Genomic DNA, 18,387 nt, shown 5'->3' with positions numbered 1-18,387 from the left:
AATCATTTTTGTTTCCTGTCTCTTGCTTCCAAAGACTATTTAATTCCAGTTAAAAATAATTCGTTTCTCGATTTCGGGATGCAGACTCAGGAATACAGGACAGGTCATTGCTGCACTTTCCAGTATTGTTATATTCTTTACATCAGCAGTTCCGTACATCTCAAAATTAATCGCTATCACATCAATACGTCTGGGTTCCATTTTCATTATTTTGACCACCTCAGCGGTAGATCCTTTTAAATCCACTTCGAGATCTCGTGCTTTTATTCCCATAATGGTCATCATACAAGTTGCCAGAGCATTGGCAACCGCATCCGTTGGAGAAAAAGCTTCTCCTTTCCCATTATTATCTAAAGGAGCATCCGAAAAAATTTCAGTCCCGGATTGCAAATGAATAGAAGAGGTTCTTAAATCCCCTAAATACGTTACTATTGATGTCATTATTTTGCTTCTTTTATGGTTAAATCGGTATCATAATATAAAATATAAATTCCTTTATTGGTATACCCACCATCTTCTTTTTTATAGAATTCAAACTTATTATCTATTTGTTCCGTTGCCGTAAAGGCTACTGTTTCCTGATATTTCTTATCTTGTGACAAACGCATCATCGTGTCAAAAGTAACATCAAAACCACGAATTGCATAAGCACTTGGAGTAATTTTATTCCTGTTTTTAAACTCTTTCTCAAAAATTAATGCTTCAGGTGTTTCATTTTCACGAGCAACTGACGGATACATTAATTTCAATTTTGTCAAATTCACAAAATTAATTTCGTCCGTGTCTAATGTTTCATTTGGTTCCAGAATTACTAACTGCACTTGATACGCAGACATAGCACTCAACATAGTGGCCATAGTTGCCTTGATCATACTCGTGTTTTCGGTTTCCATCACCACGTAATTCATTTTGCCTTTTACAAATAAACGCTGTAGATTTTCTGGAGACACACTGCCATTTGGATTAAGAGTTGCAAATTTAACGTCTTTATGATTTTCTTTTATAAACTGAATTACAGATTCTTTTTTCCTATCGACTACTGCTATAATAACGCCTCCTCTGGCTCGCATATAATTGAACATCGCATTTTTAACCTCAGTGGTCGTTGGAATGGTTTGATATAAATTACTAAGGGAGTTACCAACATCTTTTGATAAAGGGGAGATTACCGGAACCTGGTGTTTATGAAGTAATTCAGCCGTTATCTCGACGTTACTTTGATAAAATGGTCCAATTATAGCATCTGAATCTTCCAAATTATTTCGCTTAATTAATGCTACTATATTAGAATAATCCTTAGTTTCCTGAGAATCATAGATACTCACATCAAGAGAAAGACCCAATTGTTTGGCAGAATCTATGGCCATTAATGCACCTGCATAAAAATCTAAAGTCATATTCAAAAACTTGTCGTTTTTCAAGCGGGTGATGATTGAATTTGCAGTATCCACCTCCATTTTTGCAATATTAAAGGGCAAAATAAGCACTAGTTTTTTCCTGTTCGCGCTATTATTTGACAATACGGTATATTCTTTTTTAATTTCTTGCAAAACAGGAGTCGCTGACGGGACTTTCAAAATCATACCTTCTGTCACGCCCTGAGATAAAGCGGGGTTTAAAGCAATTAATTCCTCCTGACTCAAATTAAACATTCGGGACAAACTATACAGTGTTTCTTTCGGTTTTATAACATAGGAACGGGAACTAAAGAGTACTTTGGCTGGTTGTGCATTATTTTCACCCATTTCTTCTTTGGACGCAAACGCTGCTTCCGTTTTATCTGCTTTTGGCCCCAAAGTTTCGGGATTCCCTTTGATACGCAATTTATATCCAATGGGTAAACCGGAAACTATTTCAGGATTTTTCTGCTCTAATTCTGCAATGGTAATTCCATAGTATTTCGCGATTGAGTATTTAGTCTCTTTTGGAAGCACATCGTGATACACTACTTTATCCTGATTTGATACTGTTTTTTTTAACCCATTTTTAGATGGAATAATAAGCGTCTGCCCTATTTGGAGGCCCTCGTTTTCAAGAAAAGGGTTCGCTTCTTTTAAAGCTTCATCCGTTACCTCATATTTTTTTTCGATACCATAGAGCGTTTCTTTTGGTGTCACTTCGTGAATTATAGCCTTCGCACCTGGTATAGTCGCAGTCAACGGTTTTTGGTTGCCCCCTTTTTTAGGAATCAGCAAAATACTGTTTGGTTTCAATCCACTTTGAGCATCCGGATTTAGTTGATATATATCAAATGGAGTGACCTTGTATTTTTGAGCAATTTCGTTAATTGTTTCCCCTTTCGCCACTTTGTGCGTTGTATTTTTTTCTTGTGCAAAAACACTATCATGATTGAACAACAACAGCACCATACAAATTACAAAAAAATATTTCATCGTTTTCATTTATAAATTATTCAAATTAGTAATACAAGAACGGTACCAAATTTTATTCTAAAAAATTTGATACCGTTTATATGGGAACATTAAAAAAAGCTGTTCTTAGAAAGGACTAAATAGTAAAGTATTATTCCCATTCAATAGTTGCCGGCGGTTTTGAACTGATATCATACACCACTCTATTAACCCCTTTTACTTTGTTGATTATGTCATTCGAGACTTTCATCAGGAAATCATAGGGAAGATGTACCCAATCTGCTGTCATACCATCTGTAGATTCTACAGCACGTAATGCAATTACTTTCTCATAGGTACGCTCATCTCCCATTACTCCTACACTATTAACGGGAAGTAAAATGGCTCCGGCTTGCCATACTTTATCGTACAGTCCCCAAGATTTTAATCCGTCAATAAAAACAGCATCAACGTCCTGTAAAATCTGTACTTTTTCCGGGGTAATGTCTCCTAAAATTCGGATGGACAGTCCTGGTCCTGGAAAAGGATGTCTACCTAATAATTCAGGGTCTATTCCTAAAGAAGCACCTACTCTGCGTACCTCATCTTTAAAAAGCATGCGCAATGGCTCTACTATTTTTAGTTTCATGTAATCCGGCAAACCGCCAACATTATGGTGTGATTTTATGGTTGCCGATGGTCCTTTTACAGAAACGGATTCAATAACATCCGGGTAAATAGTACCTTGTGCCAACCATTTTACATCTTGTATAAGGTGCGATTCATCATCAAAAACTTCGATAAAGACACGTCCTATAATTTTACGTTTGGTCTCCGGGTCGCTGACACCTGCTAATTCAGATAAAAAACGATCACCGGCATCGACTCCTTTTACGTTCAAACCCATTCCTTTGTACTGATCCAGTACGTTCTGGAACTCATTTTTACGAAGCAAACCATTATTCACAAAAATACAATACAGGTTTTTACCAATCGCTTGATGTAATAAAACTGCTGCCACGGTAGAATCTACTCCTCCAGAAAGTCCGAGAACCACTTTATCGTCTTGTAGTTTTTCTTTTAATTCAGCCACCATTTCTTCAACAAAAGCATTTGGCGTAAAATTTTGAGGCACTTCCGCAATTTTCACCAAAAAGTTCTCCAACATTTTAGATCCGTCGGTTGAGTGAAAAACTTCCGGATGGTACTGAATGGCGTACGTGGTTTCACCCTCTATTTTGTAAGCTGCAAATTCCACATCGTGGGTACTGGCAAGTTTTACTCCATTAGTGGGCAATGCTTTGATACTATCGCTATGGCTCATCCAAACTTGGCTGTTTTCAGAAACACCCTCGAAGAACACTTCATTCTCTTTTATAAAAGATAAATTAGCTCTACCATATTCTCTTGTATTTGAAGCTGCCACTTCACCTCCACTAAAATGAGATAAATATTGGGCTCCGTAACAAACGGCTAATAAAGGTAATTTTCCTCTAATTTGAGATAAATCAGGATGTGGCGCATCTTCTCCTCGAACAGAAAAAGGGCTACCACCAAGGATTACGGCTTTGTAAGAAGATAAATCACTCGGAAAATGATTGTAAGGGAAGATTTCGCAGAATATATTTAATTCGCGAACTCTACGCGCAATAAGTTGTGTGTATTGCGATCCGAAATCTAAAATAAGTACGTTGTGTTGCATGTGCAAAAATACTTTTTATATTTTGAATTGAAAAATCGAATTTTAAAATATTTATTTTATTTTGGATCGCCAAAATAATTTCTCCTATCTTTTAAAAGAGAATTAGCCTTTTAGTCCATTTTGGAATTATCCTGAAATTAAGTTTAGAAGATAAAAGAGTACATTTGCAGCCCTAATAATCTACTTAAAACAGCAAAAATGAAAGCAAAAAATTTTATAGCCGTTGCCTTTTTTGGCTTTATTATCATTTCATGCAATGTAATTGATGATTTATTGACCTTTTCGATAGACAATCAAACGACCGTTACCATTCCTTCTGGATTTCCAGTGAACACCTCTTTAGAATTAGTTACTCCAGATGTTCCGTCTAATTCTAGTACCGCATTTGAAAATAACAATACAAATGCCGAATTAGTCAAAGATGTAAAATTGAAAGAGATGAAGTTGACGGTAACAAATCCCGCTAACAAATCATTTTCATTTTTAAAATCGATACATATTTATATTTCAACAAATGACAGCGACGAGATTGAACTGGCTTTTTTAGACGATATAAACGCAACATCAAACACGTTGAATTTAACCTGTACCACAGCAAAATTAGACAAATACGTTAAAGCTTCCAGTTTTAAACTACGAACAAAAGCGATAACCAAAGAGGCGATTCCTCAAGATATTTCCATAAAAGCGGACATGAAATTTCAAGTTACTGCAGATCCTTTTTAGAAAAAGCTATCAAACTAGTGGCTGACGAAATCCAAAGTGATTGTACCCTGAAATTTCAAATAAGACAAAAAAAGACCTTTGGAATCTCATTTCAAAGGTCTTTTTGTTTTTACAATACAGGATTTATGTCAACTATTCTTTGACCAAAATAATGGTTGCTTTAAAACCTGTTCCCAGATTCCATTGACTTCCTGATATCAAACCTCCTTTATCATTATACACTTTGAATTCAGCAGTATTGGGTCCTGAAGATCCCTGGTTCAACGCTTCAAATTCAATCTTGTTAAATCCTTTTTCTAAGACGATTTCAAATCCTTGAAAATTACTTTCAAGATTCACTTGGTACTGGATCACTTTATCGTTCAGATACACCCTGATCTGATCCCCATCAACGTAGGCCGCATCGCGATACATTACTTTTGCTGTGACAGATCCCGTGGTAAAATTGCCTAAATCTTGGTTTTTTCGATACACCAAACCTTCTGTTTTTTCTTCTTTTTTATTCCATTTGTCTCTATACACATCTCCCGGATTAATAAACTCATTTTTAGGAATCATCGAAAAATTATTTGCCGGCGCTACAGGAGCTGAAGCATTTGGTTTTGGATTTAATAACTCCGGATTTTTAAACACATTAGGTGTCTTAACAGGTGGAACACTCGCTTTTGGAGGAATTGGTTTTTTAATTTTTGGTGCTATATTTTTAGGGGGAATGGCTTTAAATTTTGAGCTAAATTCGTTTTGGGCATATCCGCTTAGAGACATGCTGATGGTAATCATTAAAAATAAAATCCTTTTCATAACTTTCAAAATTAGGTTTTTTGTACCTGTAAAAATTTAAAAATAAAAAACCTATTGTACTTAATCAAGAACGAAGCACTAATTTAACTTTCATTTATAACTTATAATTTCCGATTTTATTATATTTTGGATACCCAAACACCATAAAAAACCGGTACATAAAAGGAATATTTTAATTACAAAACGGGTGATTTTATTTCGCTTTTTTTTATAACTTGCAAATAGTATGCCATACCAAAGCATCGCCTTCCATAACACTAAACAACCTTTAAACACTACTACAATGAAAAGAGAAAACATACTGACAGGCTCGCCATGGGAAGACAAAATGGGATATTGCCGCGCCGTACGCATTGGCAACTCTATTGAGGTTTCCGGAACTGTCGCACTAGTTGACGGCAAAAAAGTAAAAGCTAATGACGCCTATGCGCAAACGCTTAATATTTTAGAACGTGTCGAAAAAGTTCTTGAAGACTTGGATGCAAGTATGAAAGATGTTATCAGAACCCGAATTTTCACTACTGACATTACTACTTTTGAATACGTTGCTAAGGCTCATGCTCAATTTTTTAAAGATATAAAACCTGTCACTGGTTTTTATGAAATCAGCAAATTAGTCGGTCCTGAATATCTAGTTGAAATAGAATTTACAGCAATAGCCCCTGAAAAATCATTAATTCAAGACGGATTATAATACTTTTGCACAAACACTTTGCCCCCTTTCCACTAATGCGTTTAGAAAAAACTAAAAAAATTACGACACTCCTGCTCAAATGGATTTTCATTTGCATTTTAATAGGTATTTTTTCCGGATCGGCATCTGCTTTTTTTCTGGTAGCATTAGAATGGGTAACCCAAACCCGAGACAACAACAACTGGATCATCTGGCTTTTGCCAATAGGTGGCTTGGCAATAGGACTGGGATATTACTATTGGGGGGAATCAGTCGTCAAGGGGAATAATTTATTGTTAAAAGAATACGAAAATCCGCAGCAAATTATTCCATTCAAAATGGCGCCTTTGGTACTTTTTGGCACCTTGATCACCCATCTTTTTGGCGGTTCAGCCGGTCGTGAAGGAACAGCAGTACAAATGGGCGGTGCTATTGCGGATCAGTTCACAAAACTATTTCAGCTTGACGTTTCCGAAAGAAAAACAATCCTCATTCTGGGAATCAGCGCAGGATTTGCTTCCATTTTTGGCACCCCTTTAGCCGGAGCCTTATTTGCTTTGGAAGTTGTTTTTTTTAGTAAAATCAATTTAAAAAGCATCCTATTATCGTTTTTTGTTGCCTATATCGCTTATTTCACCGTGGAACTTTGGCAGGTACAACACACGCATTATGCTATTCCTTTTGTCCCTTCAATTACTTTCATTACCTTATTCTGGGTAGTTCTCGTAAGTATTTTGTTTGGCTTGGTCGCCATGCTTTTCTCCAGAAGCACACACTTTTGGGGTCGGTTATTTTCTAAAACCATATCGTTTCCGCCTCTTCGCCCTTTTGTGGGAGGATGTTTCATTGCATTAGCCGTCTATTTTATTGGAACTACAAAATACATTGGACTTGGAGTTCCTATGATTATTGAGGCATTTTCGAGTCCAAATGCTTCTTATGATTTCCTACTAAAAATACTCTTTACGGGATTTACGCTGGGAGCAGGATTTAAAGGGGGCGAGGTAACCCCGCTATTTTTTGTTGGCGCTACTTTAGGAAGTGCCTTATCGCTGGTTGTGCCATTGCCAATTGCCCTTTTGGCAGGCATGGGGTTTGTGGCTGTTTTTTCCGGAGCCACCCATACACCTATTGCTTGCACGGTCATGGGAATGGAAATTTTTGGTGTTGAAAGCGGTATTTTTATTGGTCTAGCGTGCTGCATCGCTTACTTTACATCCGGTTCCGTGGGAATTTACAACGCCCAAATTGTAAAAGGAGCAAAATACCATTTGTACCAAAAATTAAAAAGAAGAAACACCGACTTTTTATAACCCTCTAAAAGTTTGTTAATTGTATAATTCATTTCAACATTACAGTAAAAAAATGTAATTTCGCAATCTATGAAAATACAAGACATTCAAGCGATACAGTTGTTATTAGCAACTCCTAAAAAGATTGCCATAATCCCACACCGAGGCCCTGATGGCGATGCCATGGGTTCTACCCTGGCTTTATATCATTTTTTATTAAAAAACAAACACCAGCCCGTTGTTGTTTCTCCCAATGAATTTCCAGATTTTCTGGCTTGGATGCCGGGCTCTGAAACGATTAAAATATTTGAAAAAGACAAACAAAATTGCACAAAAATCCTTGAAGAAGCCGATCTGATTTTTACCTTAGATTTTAATGCCTTGCACCGCACCGGCGATATGGAGCAGGTTTTATCCCAGCTAAAGGCGCCCTTCATCATGATTGACCACCATCAAAAACCGGATGATTATGCCGCGATCACCTACTCTGATACGGCCTTTGGATCAACTTGTGAAATGGTGTACAACTTCATTTTATTCCTTGGAAAAAAGCAAGATATCGACAAGACTATCGGAACCTGCATTTATACTGGAATCCTAACCGATTCCGGTTCCTTTCGTTTTCCAAAAACAACTGGAACAACCCATAGGATTGTGGCTGAATTAATCGATTTAGGCGTTGAGAACACAGAAATCCCAAGCTTATTATTTGACAACAGCTCCTTTGGGCGTTTGCAAATACTAGGAAGAGCGCTCCAAAACATGAAAGTACTTCCGGAACATAAAACAGCCTACACGACTCTTAGCCAGGACGAATTAAATTCGTTTGATTATGTAAAAGGCGATACAGAAGGTATTGTAAACTACGGATTAAGCATCAAGGGAATCGTTTTCACAGCTATCTTTATAGAAAATAGAGAAGAAAAAATCATCAAAATTTCATTCCGTTCCCAAGGCGATTTTGATGTGAATCAATTTGCAAGAGACCATTTTAATGGTGGCGGACATCGCAATGCAGCCGGAGGGAAATCAGAAACATCAATGACAGAAACTATCAAAAAATTCGAAGATTTAGTAACAACGCTAAAAGTATAATCCATGTTAAAATTCAGTACGCCTATTGCACTGGTCTTTTTTTTGATTCTGGTTATGTCAAGCTGCAAGCAGCATCAGGAGGCGCGCAGACCCCTTTCGCAAGCTTCGGGAAGTTTCATGAAAAAATCAATTCAACGCAACAAAAAACTGGTGGCCACCGAAGAAGATAAAATTGAGGCTTTAATCAAAAGCGACCCAAAGATAAAATACCTTGCCTCAAAAAAAGGATATTGGTACACCTATCAAACCCGGAATGAAACGGATACGCTTACGCCAAAAAAAGGAGATGTAGCCTTTTTTGATTACGAGATAAAAGATTTAAAGGGAGCCATCATTTATTCTGAAGTAGAGCTAAGACCTCAAATCTATTATGTTGACAAACAAAACATTATGATGGGATTGCGAGACGGCATCAAACTAATGCGTAAAAACGAGAAAGTTACCTTTCTTTTTCCATCAAATATGGGGTACGGTTACCATGGTGATGACAAAAAAATTGGCACCAACCAGCCCTTAATCTGCACGGTTACGCTGCGTGACTTTAAATCGGAAGCAACTTATAAAAAAGAGAACGAAACACCAGTAAAAACAGTTGTACCCCCAGCTCCCAGCAAACAACAAGTACCGCCCACCAGTACACCTAAAGACACTATAAACCAATAAAAATAAAGTTAGAAATGAAAAAAAAGATCGTACTCGCATTCCTGGCAATTGCCTCATTTTACTCCTGTAAAGAAGAACACAGCGATCTTCCAGACGGTTTATACGCTAAAATTGAAACCAATAAAGGGGACATCATCGTACAATTAAATTTTGAAAAGGCCCCTATTACAGTAGCAAATTATGTGGCATTAGCAGAAGGGAAAAATGATTATGTGACCAATGAAAATCTTAAAAAAAGACCTTTTTTTGATGGTTTAAAATTCCATCGTGTCATCAATGACTTCATGATACAAACCGGAGATCCGCTAGGAACGGGTTCTGGTGATACCGGCTACAAGTTCAAAGATGAATTTACTGATTTGCAATTTGATAAAGGAGGTGTTCTGGCTATGGCCAATAACGGCCCGGCCACCAACAGCAGTCAGTTTTTTATCACGCATCTTGCTACACCTTGGCTAGATGGCAAACACACTATTTTTGGTCATGTAGTCGAAAAAGGGATGGAGGTCGTGAACAAAATTCAACAAAACGATTACATCAATACAGTTACCATTATCAGAAATGGAGAAGCGGCTAAAAAATTTAACGCAGTAAAAATATTCAATGATTATTTTGCTGTAGAAAATAAAAATCAAAAGGAAAAAGCAGCTGTAGATACTGAAAACAAGCGAGTTTACAACGAGAAATACAAAGAAGTCCGCGAACAAAAAGTAGCTTATTTTGCCGAATTAAAAGCCAAAGCAACAAAAACCAAAACAGGACTGCAATACGTGATCACCAAAAAAAGCGGGGGTAAAAAACCTGCTATTGGTACTGGCATCTTCATTCATTACGCCGGTTTTCTTGAAAATGCTGAATTATTTGATGCTAGTATCGAAAGTATTGCCCAAACTTTTGGAAAATACGATGAAAACAGAGCCGCTCAAAACGGCTACCAACCCATCCCTTTCCAAGCTGGTAAAAAAGATGGCATGATTCCTGGTTTCATTGAAGGCATCGAAAAATTATCATTTGGAGACAAAGCCGTGATTTTTATTCCATCCCAATTGGGATATGGGGCAGCTGGAGCCGGAGGTGTGATTCCGCCTAATGCCAACATCATTTTTGAAATTGAATTATTAGAAAAAATGCCTCAATAATAGTAAGAAAATAAGCCTTTAAATTAGTACACTATGAAATTTAAAATTCTGGTTTTATTGTTTCTGGGAATGGTCAATGTACATTCCCAAACGGTCAAGAAATCTATTCCTGCCAAAAAACCGGTGACAACAGCAAAAGCAATTGTAAAAAAACCGGTGAAACCTGCGGTAAAAGCTCCGGTAGTTATCGAGGGAATTTTTGCAACAATTGCTACCAACAAAGGAGACATTGTAGTGGAACTAGCCTACCAAAAAGCACCGGTTACCGTTGCGAACTTCATTGCATTGGCAGAAGGTAAAAACACTTTTGTCACTGATGACAAACTAAAAGGAAAACCGTTCTTTGACGCTCTGAAATTTCACCGTGTCATACAAGATTTTATGATACAGACTGGAGATCCTTCCGGCAATGGTTCCGGTGGCCCAGGTTATAGTTTCAAAGATGAATTTACGGACTTGAGACACAACAAAGCCGGTATTCTTTCTATGGCTAATTCTGGACCTGCAACTAATGGAAGCCAGTTTTTTATCACCCATAAAGCAACGCCATGGTTAGATGGTAAGCACTCCGTTTTTGGGCATGTAACCCAAGGAATGGCCATCGTGAACGCTATTGCGCAAAGCGATGTAATTACAAAGATTACTATTGTGAGAAAAGGCGCTTTGGCCAAAAAATTTGATGCGCCAAAAGTATTCGCTGATTATTTCAACAATAAATCCGAAGACCAGAAAAAACAAGACCTGGCAAACGCTGAAAATAAAGCAAAACAAGCTGTTTTTGAAGCGGAAAACAAAGTAAAAAGAGAAGCGCTGGAAGCGGAAGCTAAACGAGTATACATGGAAAAATACGGTGCTGTAGTAACCGCTAAAAAAACCTATTTAGCCGCTGCTAAAGCGACAGCAACCATCACACCTTCCGGATTAGCGTACAAGATAACAGAGAAAGGAACCGGAGTAAAACCTGCTAACGGAGCAACATTTTATTTTCATTACGCAGGCTATTTTGAGGACGGAACCCTATTTGACAGTAGCTATGAAGAAGTCAATCAAGTCTACGGGAAATTTGATGCCAATCGTGCCGCCCAAAACGGATACCGAGCCTTCCCGTTTGAAGCCGGAAAAAAAGACGGCATGATACCCGGATTTATTGAAGGACTTGACAATATGGCTTTTGGCGATAAAGCAGTCATTTTTATTCCATCCAATCTGGCGTATGGCGAGCGAGGTGCCGGAGGCGTTATTCCGCCTAATACAATGCTTGTGTTCGAATTAGAAATGCTAGAAAAACAGCCAACTCCAAAACAATAAAATAAAATATTTGACAATTATAAAACCCGACAATTCTCATCAAAGGAAAACTGTCGGGTTTATTATTTAATCCATTTAGATAAATCTTATTCAGTATGCGGATTTAAACTGGGTTACACTGATTAAAAAATACTTAAAATTCGTTTTTCTTCTGTCGCAACCGTGCCATCTGTGTGCTATCAGACGTAAACCAACACTATTATTTCTTTGTAAATTTCCAGTCAAATTCATCTTTCTGATTGATAATTGCACCAATTTCAAATTTCACCACCTCATCAAATTCTGTTTGAAAAATGATCCAGTTTTCCTCGTTGAAGTAATTTTCGAACGTATCAAACTCTTCCTGAGTAAATTTAGTGATTCCTTTGGTAACCAAATCTTTTTTGACCTCACTAATTTTTCTGTTGATCAATTTGTATCCAAATAATTCCAACTCCGGACTTGATGCGACAATGTACCCCAATTTCAGCTCTTCTTCCTTATAGAATGTCAAGCGCATTTTGAGTTTGTTGTAAGCAAAAATTACATTATCATCCTCATCCTTATAATTGCGGTCTGGTTTCCCGTAAAGCGCCGTAACATCATTTTGTTTCATCCCGAAAAGAAGCTTATCGATGCCGTGTTTTGGATTTATTTTCATACGTAGTCTGTTTTTTTTAGTGAATAGAAAAATCAATGTGTATTGCAACAGCTCCTTTTCCAATCCTGATTATGGAACGCAAAGTTCGCAAAGTTTTTATAATGTTTGCCCTTTTTATCATTAAAAACTGAAGACTTTTTAGTAATCTAGCCGAGTATAAAAAAACCAGCTGCCAAACTACAGAGTAGGATCGGTTTTCGGGGCGGCAAAGTGCTCAATTTTTTTTAATCCCCATCGTTAAAACTACAATTTAAGGTTTTGTTTTAATCCAGCGCTGGATTTCTTTCCTGAGATTTCACCCATTTACACCGATTAATTCATCAGGCATCTTTAAAAATCTTTTATCAGCCTATGCTGTGGCAGCACTTTTTTTAATACTTGTATCTATATCCTTTTCTTGCTGCTTAATCATTAATGCTGGACTAAAAATGTAATAGATTTGACGGCAGTATTAAAGTCTGTACGGATACCATTCTAAATGATAATCCTATATTATTTTTAGAATCCAGAAGCAAAACACATTGAAGCACATTGTTTTAACTAGCATCGAAGCCAGTTCACTATTTTGGAAAGATGACAATAAATGGCTACTTTAGTACCACCAAAAGAAATAGTATGAGCTGGAATGCTAAAATTATTACACATAAAAAAGAGAAAAGAATCGCGGTCTATTTCGAAAAAAATCAAGAATTAATTACTCGAATAAAAACAGTAGCCGGTTCCAGATGGAGCCAATCTTTAGTCGCTTGGCACATTCCAGATACGGAAGAAAATAGAATTCGGTTTAAAATCCCAGCACTTACCTACTCCTTTCCGTCACCTGAAGGCATTGCTCAAATCGAGAAACTCAAGCAATGGATGCGTTCCAAGCGGTATAGCCAAAGTACGGTTGTTACCTATAGTGAAGCTTTGAAATGCTTCTTGGTTTTTTATAACCAAAAACCTATTGCTGAAATTACCAATGAAGATGTAATTGTGTACAATAATGAATACATTTTGAAAAACAATCTTTCGGCTTCGTATCAAAACCAAATTACAAACGCCCTTAAGCTATATTTTAAAACTATACAAAACACCAAAATCGAAATTGACAAAATTCACCGACCAAAACGGGCTAAGGTTTTGCCAAATGTATTGAGCAAAGAAGAGATAAAATTGATTTTGAATGCACACAGCAACATTAAGCACAAAATGATGTTGAGTCTGATTTATAGTTGTGGGTTACGCTGTGGTGAATTATTAGCACTTCGACCCGTTCATATCGATGCTAACCGAAACATAGTTTTGCTAAAAAACGCCAAAGGTCAAAAAGACAGGATTGTGCCATTAAGTCTAAAAATATTAGAAATGCTTCGTGAGTATTATAAAGTTTATAGACCTATATCTTATTTATTTGAAGGACAAATCAAAGGACAACCCTACGATGATAGAAGTTTGCAATAGGTGTTGAAACAAGCGCTTCAAAAAGCTGGGATCACAAAACCAGCCACCTTACATTGGCTCAGACACAGCTACGCAACGCACTTATTAGAAAGTGGCACCGATTTAAGATATATACAAGAATTATTGGGACACAGCAGCAGCAAAACCACCGAAATTTATACTCACGTAAGTACGAAAAGTTTGCAACAAATAAAAAGCCCATTTGATGATTTGTAAGAAATTAATTTATTATATTTGAATCGCAATGCGCTGCTCAATAGCGACAATCTACCCAAAACAGGGTGTATAGTCGCTACTTTATAGCGAGTATAGACAAGTTGCAAGAAACCTTATGAACAACGTTCGTGTAAAATTTCAACGTTCAGCCTACGAAATGGCTCTTATAAAAGACGAAATAACACCTAACGGAAGAAAATAAATTACTTGTAGCGGGCAGAAACCCATAAGGGAAAACAATAGTAGAAAATCTTTGACTGCCTTAACATTCCAGAAGAACTTGCAAAGATTGAAGCACAATACTTTTTAAAATGAAAAAATTATTTTTAACATCAATTTTGACTATCGCTTTATTTTCTTCGGTAGTAGCACAACAAAAACTTGTAGAAGATTGTAAAATGACTATTAAAGACAATACAACAGGGAAAAGTTATACTATTACAGTTCACGGAACTAGCTGTGCAGCCCTAATAAAAGCAATGATTCAATAATTTTATATTATGAGAAATAAATTTATAATTTTAGTCCTATTTTGTAATTGTTTATTTGCAGAGTCATATGCAAATAATAGAGAACATAATATTAAAGAGTCTATGGAAGTTATGGACTGTTAAGGGAATTTCATGATTGACGGAAAGTCTTACACAATCACCTTGCACGATCAATCATTATGGACTTGCGCTAAGTTTAAAATAGGGAGTTGGTTTCAATAAATAATAATGAAAATTAATTTTAATTACTAAAACAGATTGTCTAAATGGCTTACTGTTAAATTATTTAACAAAAAAACTTTTAGGCAATCTTTTTTTTACAAAAACATTTAAAAAGATGAAAAAATACATACTGTTTATAAATTTTTTGATTGCGTTTACTTCATATTGTCAAACCAATGCAAAAATAACTTATAAATCTTTACTTTTAAAAAACAGTTATGCTCCAATTTATGAAGAACTCATAATTAACGGAAATCAATCAACATATAGTTTGATAAAAAAGATAAAACCTGAAAGTGCTATTGCAAATGAAGAAACTGGAATTACGACTTTAAATAGAAAATGGCCAGATAGCATACATCCATTTATTCTTGTAAATTATAAAAAAAAAGAAATTATTTCTAAAGTTTATCTAACTGAAAACGATGGAGAAAGCTTTAAAGAATACAATATTATAGAACCTTTTAGCATAAAGTGGGTTTTGCATCAAGAAACATCCCAAATAAAAAATTATAATTGCAAGAAAGCTACCACTAAATTTAGAGGACGAGTCTATACAGCGTGGTACACTGAACAAATTCCGCTACCTGTTGGTCCGTGGAAATTCTCAGGTTTACCTGGGCTAATTTTAAAAGTGCAAGATGATAAAGGGGAGGTTAGTTTTATAGCAGAAAATATTAAAATACCTCATAAAACTACTTTGAAAATACCTAAAACTATTTATACAAACAATATAACAATTAATACTTATTCCACATTACGAGATGATTATGATAAAAAATCAGAAAAAATATTTAGAACAAAATTATTAGCAAAACTTCCACGAGGTGCATCTATTGAAATGACAGAAGATGACAATAATGAAATAGAAAAGAAAATTGAATAGCAATGAACTCTAAAAATTGTATATTAATGTTTTTAATTACAATCAGTATAAATTGTTATTCTCAATGGAATATAATTGGAAAGGTAGGAGACAATAAAAAAAAACCTGCCTTTTTAATAAATGTAGTCTTAAAGAAATCAACTGATTTAAGTATTATAAATTATACATTCACCAATGAAAATGGTGATTACGAAATTCACAACATTCCAAATGGAGAGTATTTTCTTGAATTTTCGAGTATTAATTATGAAAGAAAAACAATTCCTCTACTTATTAACAATGAATCAATCGTTTATAACATAAATCTTGTTGATGAAGTTACCATTTTAGATGAAGTAATTATCACTTCCGAAAAACCAATTACTATCAAAAAAGACACGATTTCGTTTCTTGCAAAGTCATTTATTCAAGGCAATGAGCAAGTGATTGAGGATTTACTAAAAAAAATTCCAGGCCTTAATATTACATCAGATGGAACTATCAAAGTAGGCAATCAAGAAGTGGAAAAAGTAATGATTGATGGTGATGATATGTTCGAAAGAGGTTATAAAATTTTGACTAAAAACATGCCTGTAAACCCAGTAGAGAAAGTAGAAATCTATCAGCATTATTCAAATAACAAACATCTAAAAGGAATAGAGAATAGCAATAAAGTAGCACTAAATTTAACCCTAAAAGAAGATGCAAAGCGTGTTTGGTTTGGCAATATTTCAGCTGGTTATGGTTTGGGGTCAGAAAATCGTTATGAAGTTAGAAGTAATTTAATGAACTTTGGAAAAAAAAATAAATATTATTTTTTAACAAATATCAATAATATTGGCGAGGATGCCACAGGCGAAATTAACAATTTAATAAGACCTTATCGTTTTGATGAACCTGCAAGTATTGGCGATGACCAAACAGCAAATACATTGTTAGGTTTAGGTATTGATACGCCAAACTTAAAACAAAAAAGAGTGAATCTCAACAATGCCGAAATGCTATCTTTAAATAGTATTTTTACACTTTCTGATAAAATTAAACTCAAAATTTTAGGTTTTCTTAATACTGATGAAATTGATTTTTTCAGAAATAGTTTGCAGCAATTTTCTGTTGAAAATACAACATTTACAAATACCGAAAATTTTGTGGGCAGAAAAACACAACTCACAGGCTTTGGAAAAGTAGATTTAACCTACGATATTACCAAAACTAAAACTTTTGCATATACAGGAAAATTCAATAAAACCAACGAAAAAAACAGAAGCGATTTGTTATTCAACAATGATTTACTAAACGAACGTTTAAATGCAAACAACCAACTTTTTGACCAAAAAATAGTTTTTACTAACAAATTCAAAGAGAATAAAGTTTTTTTACTTTCAAGCCGATACATCAACGAGAAAACGCTACAAAATTACTCAGTTAATCAGTTTATTTTTAATGATTTGTTTACAGAAAACGCAAATAACACCAAACAATTCAGCAAAAACAAAATGCAGTTTGCAGGGTTGGAAGCTCATTTGTTAGACAAAAAGAGAAATGGCGATTTGTTAGAACTAAAAATCGGCAATCAGGTACGAATTGATGATTTAAACACTAGTTTTGAGTTGTTGCAAAATGAAAACAATCTCGCTTTTCCAAATGGGTATCAAAATAACTTAACTTATACCACAAACGATTTGTATTTATCCGCTAAATATGATTTTAAATTAAAAAATTTCACTTTATTAACCCAATCAGATTTTCATCAATTATTCAATCAATTAGCAAATTTTGAAGAAAAAACCACTCAAAATCCTTTTTACATTATGCCAAAAATTGGGTTAGATTGGAAAATTAACGACAAAAACAAAATCTTAACATCCTATTCTTACAACACTACAAATGCAGGCGTTTTAGATGTATATTCTGGATTTGTACAAACAGGTTTTCGTTCTTTTTCAAAAGGTCTAGAGGAATTTAATCAGTTGAATTCATCAAGTGCCGTTTTAAATTATACTTATGGCAGTTGGGGCGACAAGTTTTTTGCCAATACGTTTATTCTATACTCTACAAACAATGATTTTTTTAGCAATAATTCTATCATTGCTCAAAATTATTCACAATCCGAAAAAATCATCATCAAAGACCGTGAATTTTTGTCTATTTCTTCAAGCATCGACCGTTATTTTAAACCTATAAAGTCCAACTTAAAAATCAATTTAGGAGCAAACAAAACTAATTTTAAAAATATCGTAAACAATTCAAATTTAAGAGAAGTTAAAAACTTCAATGCGGATTATGGTTTTGAATTGCGTTCTGGTTTTAGAGGTTTTTTTAATTACCACATTGGCTCAAAATGGAATTACAACCAAGTAGAAACTACCATAAAAAATTCATTTACAGATAATATGAGTTTTTTAGATTTATCGTTTATGTTTAGTGATAAATTTAATATTCAGTTACAATCTGAACGCTATTTTTTTGGAAATTTAGATAAAGACAATAACAAATATTATTTTTTAGATTTAGAAGCGCGTTATGTGGTTAAAGAAAATAAACTTACGTTTTTTCTATCTGGTAATAATCTTTTCAATACAGAAACATTTCGGAATTACAGTATTTCTGACATTAATATTTCACAAACCGAATATAGATTAATGCCAAGATATATGCTATTAAAAATGGAATATAGGTTTTGAAAATAAACAATCGTAACAAAGTAAACAAGAAAGGCATCTTGCAACAGCCGTTTTGATTTAGTCTGTGATTTAGTGG

The 18,387-nt window shown here is 35.0% G+C and carries 15 protein-coding genes and 1 pseudogene; 11 read left to right on the top strand and 5 right to left on the bottom strand.

Features of this window, described 5'->3' with window-relative positions; genetic code table 11:
- Positions 1–39: 39 nt before the first annotated feature.
- The 3 genes from EKL98_RS05030 to guaA all read right to left on the bottom strand — a co-directional run bounded on the left by EKL98_RS05030 (position 40) and on the right by guaA (position 4,053).
- Positions 40–441, bottom strand: a complete 402-nt coding sequence (locus EKL98_RS05030) for an OsmC family protein (RefSeq protein WP_126561696.1) — start codon at positions 439–441, stop codon at positions 40–42.
- Positions 441–2,393 (bottom strand): PBP1 and LysM peptidoglycan-binding domain-containing protein, encoded by a 1,953-nt coding sequence (locus tag EKL98_RS05025; RefSeq protein ID WP_126561695.1) that lies wholly within the window; start codon positions 2,391–2,393, stop codon positions 441–443. The genes EKL98_RS05030 and EKL98_RS05025 overlap by 1 nt, the downstream gene beginning before the upstream one ends.
- Before the next feature lie 130 nt (positions 2,394–2,523).
- Positions 2,524–4,053, bottom strand: a complete 1,530-nt coding sequence (gene guaA / locus EKL98_RS05020; RefSeq protein ID WP_126456084.1) for a glutamine-hydrolyzing GMP synthase — start codon at positions 4,051–4,053, stop codon at positions 2,524–2,526.
- 198 nt (positions 4,054–4,251) lie between these two features.
- On the opposite strand from guaA, the gene EKL98_RS05015 reads away from it, so the two are divergent.
- On the top strand, positions 4,252–4,779 hold the full coding sequence (locus EKL98_RS05015) for a hypothetical protein (RefSeq protein ID WP_126561694.1): 528 nt from the start codon (positions 4,252–4,254) through the stop codon (positions 4,777–4,779).
- A 132-nt stretch (positions 4,780–4,911) separates the two neighbouring features.
- Here the strand turns inward: EKL98_RS05015 and EKL98_RS05010 are convergent, their stop codons facing one another.
- Positions 4,912–5,580 (bottom strand): hypothetical protein, encoded by a 669-nt coding sequence (locus tag EKL98_RS05010; protein WP_126561693.1) that lies wholly within the window; start codon positions 5,578–5,580, stop codon positions 4,912–4,914.
- 283 nt (positions 5,581–5,863) lie between these two features.
- Here EKL98_RS05010 and EKL98_RS05005 point away from each other — a divergent pair, with 283 nt between their 5' ends.
- The 6 genes from EKL98_RS05005 (at position 5,864) to EKL98_RS04980 (ending at position 11,750) form a co-directional block, all read left to right on the top strand.
- Positions 5,864–6,274: a RidA family protein gene (locus EKL98_RS05005; RefSeq protein WP_126463247.1), complete on the top strand. Its 411-nt coding sequence runs from the start codon at positions 5,864–5,866 to the stop codon at positions 6,272–6,274.
- Between the two features lie 35 nt (positions 6,275–6,309).
- A complete protein-coding gene (locus EKL98_RS05000; RefSeq protein ID WP_126561692.1) occupies positions 6,310–7,566 on the top strand; it encodes a voltage-gated chloride channel family protein in 1,257 nt (418 codons plus the stop codon).
- A gap of 69 nt (positions 7,567–7,635) precedes the next feature.
- Positions 7,636–8,640, top strand: coding sequence for a DHH family phosphoesterase (locus EKL98_RS04995; RefSeq protein WP_126561691.1), 1,005 nt, complete (start codon positions 7,636–7,638; stop codon positions 8,638–8,640).
- 3 nt (positions 8,641–8,643) lie between these two features.
- On the top strand, positions 8,644–9,303 hold the full coding sequence (gene gldI / locus EKL98_RS04990; protein ID WP_126561690.1) for a gliding motility-associated peptidyl-prolyl isomerase GldI: 660 nt from the start codon (positions 8,644–8,646) through the stop codon (positions 9,301–9,303).
- 14 nt (positions 9,304–9,317) lie between these two features.
- On the top strand, positions 9,318–10,442 hold the full coding sequence (locus tag EKL98_RS04985; protein ID WP_126561689.1) for a peptidylprolyl isomerase: 1,125 nt from the start codon (positions 9,318–9,320) through the stop codon (positions 10,440–10,442).
- Positions 10,443–10,475: 33 nt separating this feature from the next.
- A complete protein-coding gene (locus EKL98_RS04980; protein ID WP_126463237.1) occupies positions 10,476–11,750 on the top strand; it encodes a peptidylprolyl isomerase in 1,275 nt (424 codons plus the stop codon).
- 199 nt (positions 11,751–11,949) lie between these two features.
- Here EKL98_RS04980 and EKL98_RS04975 read toward each other — a convergent pair whose 3' ends face one another.
- The gene (locus EKL98_RS04975; RefSeq protein WP_126463235.1) at positions 11,950–12,390 is read right to left on the bottom strand and encodes a hypothetical protein; all 441 of its coding nucleotides are present in this window, start codon (positions 12,388–12,390) and stop codon (positions 11,950–11,952) included.
- A 573-nt stretch (positions 12,391–12,963) separates the two neighbouring features.
- Here EKL98_RS04975 and EKL98_RS04970 point away from each other — a divergent pair.
- The 4 genes and pseudogenes from EKL98_RS04970 to EKL98_RS04955 all read left to right on the top strand — a co-directional run bounded on the left by EKL98_RS04970 (position 12,964) and on the right by EKL98_RS04955 (position 18,311).
- Positions 12,964–14,049, top strand: a pseudogene (locus EKL98_RS04970) (tyrosine-type recombinase/integrase).
- Between the two features lie 311 nt (positions 14,050–14,360).
- Complete coding sequence (locus EKL98_RS04965; RefSeq protein WP_126463233.1) at positions 14,361–14,540, top strand: hypothetical protein; 180 nt, start codon at positions 14,361–14,363, stop codon at positions 14,538–14,540.
- A 337-nt stretch (positions 14,541–14,877) separates the two neighbouring features.
- Positions 14,878–15,648, top strand: coding sequence for a GLPGLI family protein (locus EKL98_RS04960; RefSeq protein ID WP_126463231.1), 771 nt, complete (start codon positions 14,878–14,880; stop codon positions 15,646–15,648).
- Positions 15,649–15,674: 26 nt separating this feature from the next.
- Complete coding sequence (locus EKL98_RS04955) at positions 15,675–18,311, top strand: carboxypeptidase-like regulatory domain-containing protein (protein ID WP_126463229.1); 2,637 nt, start codon at positions 15,675–15,677, stop codon at positions 18,309–18,311.
- Positions 18,312–18,387: the final 76 nt, after the last annotated feature.

Source organism: Flavobacterium bomense (assembly GCF_003970355.1).
The sequence above is the reverse complement of the archived record's forward strand: the minus strand, read 5'-3'. Positions and strand labels throughout refer to the sequence as shown.

What these genes read in the sequence shown, in the direction of transcription:
- EKL98_RS05030 (WP_126561696.1), bottom strand. Translation starts at nt 441, where the DNA reads ATGACATCAATAGTAACGTATTTAGGGGATTTAAGAACCTCTTCTATT.
- EKL98_RS05025 (WP_126561695.1), bottom strand. Translation starts at nt 2,393, where the DNA reads ATGAAATATTTTTTTGTAATTTGTATGGTGCTGTTGTTGTTCAATCAT.
- guaA (WP_126456084.1), bottom strand. Translation starts at nt 4,053, where the DNA reads ATGCAACACAACGTACTTATTTTAGATTTCGGATCGCAATACACACAA.
- EKL98_RS05015 (WP_126561694.1), top strand. Translation starts at nt 4,252, where the DNA reads ATGAAAGCAAAAAATTTTATAGCCGTTGCCTTTTTTGGCTTTATTATC.
- EKL98_RS05010 (WP_126561693.1), bottom strand. Translation starts at nt 5,580, where the DNA reads ATGAAAAGGATTTTATTTTTAATGATTACCATCAGCATGTCTCTAAGC.
- EKL98_RS05005 (WP_126463247.1), top strand. Translation starts at nt 5,864, where the DNA reads ATGAAAAGAGAAAACATACTGACAGGCTCGCCATGGGAAGACAAAATG.
- EKL98_RS05000 (WP_126561692.1), top strand. Translation starts at nt 6,310, where the DNA reads ATGCGTTTAGAAAAAACTAAAAAAATTACGACACTCCTGCTCAAATGG.
- EKL98_RS04995 (WP_126561691.1), top strand. Translation starts at nt 7,636, where the DNA reads ATGAAAATACAAGACATTCAAGCGATACAGTTGTTATTAGCAACTCCT.
- gldI (WP_126561690.1), top strand. Translation starts at nt 8,644, where the DNA reads ATGTTAAAATTCAGTACGCCTATTGCACTGGTCTTTTTTTTGATTCTG.
- EKL98_RS04985 (WP_126561689.1), top strand. Translation starts at nt 9,318, where the DNA reads ATGAAAAAAAAGATCGTACTCGCATTCCTGGCAATTGCCTCATTTTAC.
- EKL98_RS04980 (WP_126463237.1), top strand. Translation starts at nt 10,476, where the DNA reads ATGAAATTTAAAATTCTGGTTTTATTGTTTCTGGGAATGGTCAATGTA.
- EKL98_RS04975 (WP_126463235.1), bottom strand. Translation starts at nt 12,390, where the DNA reads ATGAAAATAAATCCAAAACACGGCATCGATAAGCTTCTTTTCGGGATG.
- EKL98_RS04965 (WP_126463233.1), top strand. Translation starts at nt 14,361, where the DNA reads ATGAAAAAATTATTTTTAACATCAATTTTGACTATCGCTTTATTTTCT.
- EKL98_RS04960 (WP_126463231.1), top strand. Translation starts at nt 14,878, where the DNA reads ATGAAAAAATACATACTGTTTATAAATTTTTTGATTGCGTTTACTTCA.
- EKL98_RS04955 (WP_126463229.1), top strand. Translation starts at nt 15,675, where the DNA reads ATGTTTTTAATTACAATCAGTATAAATTGTTATTCTCAATGGAATATA.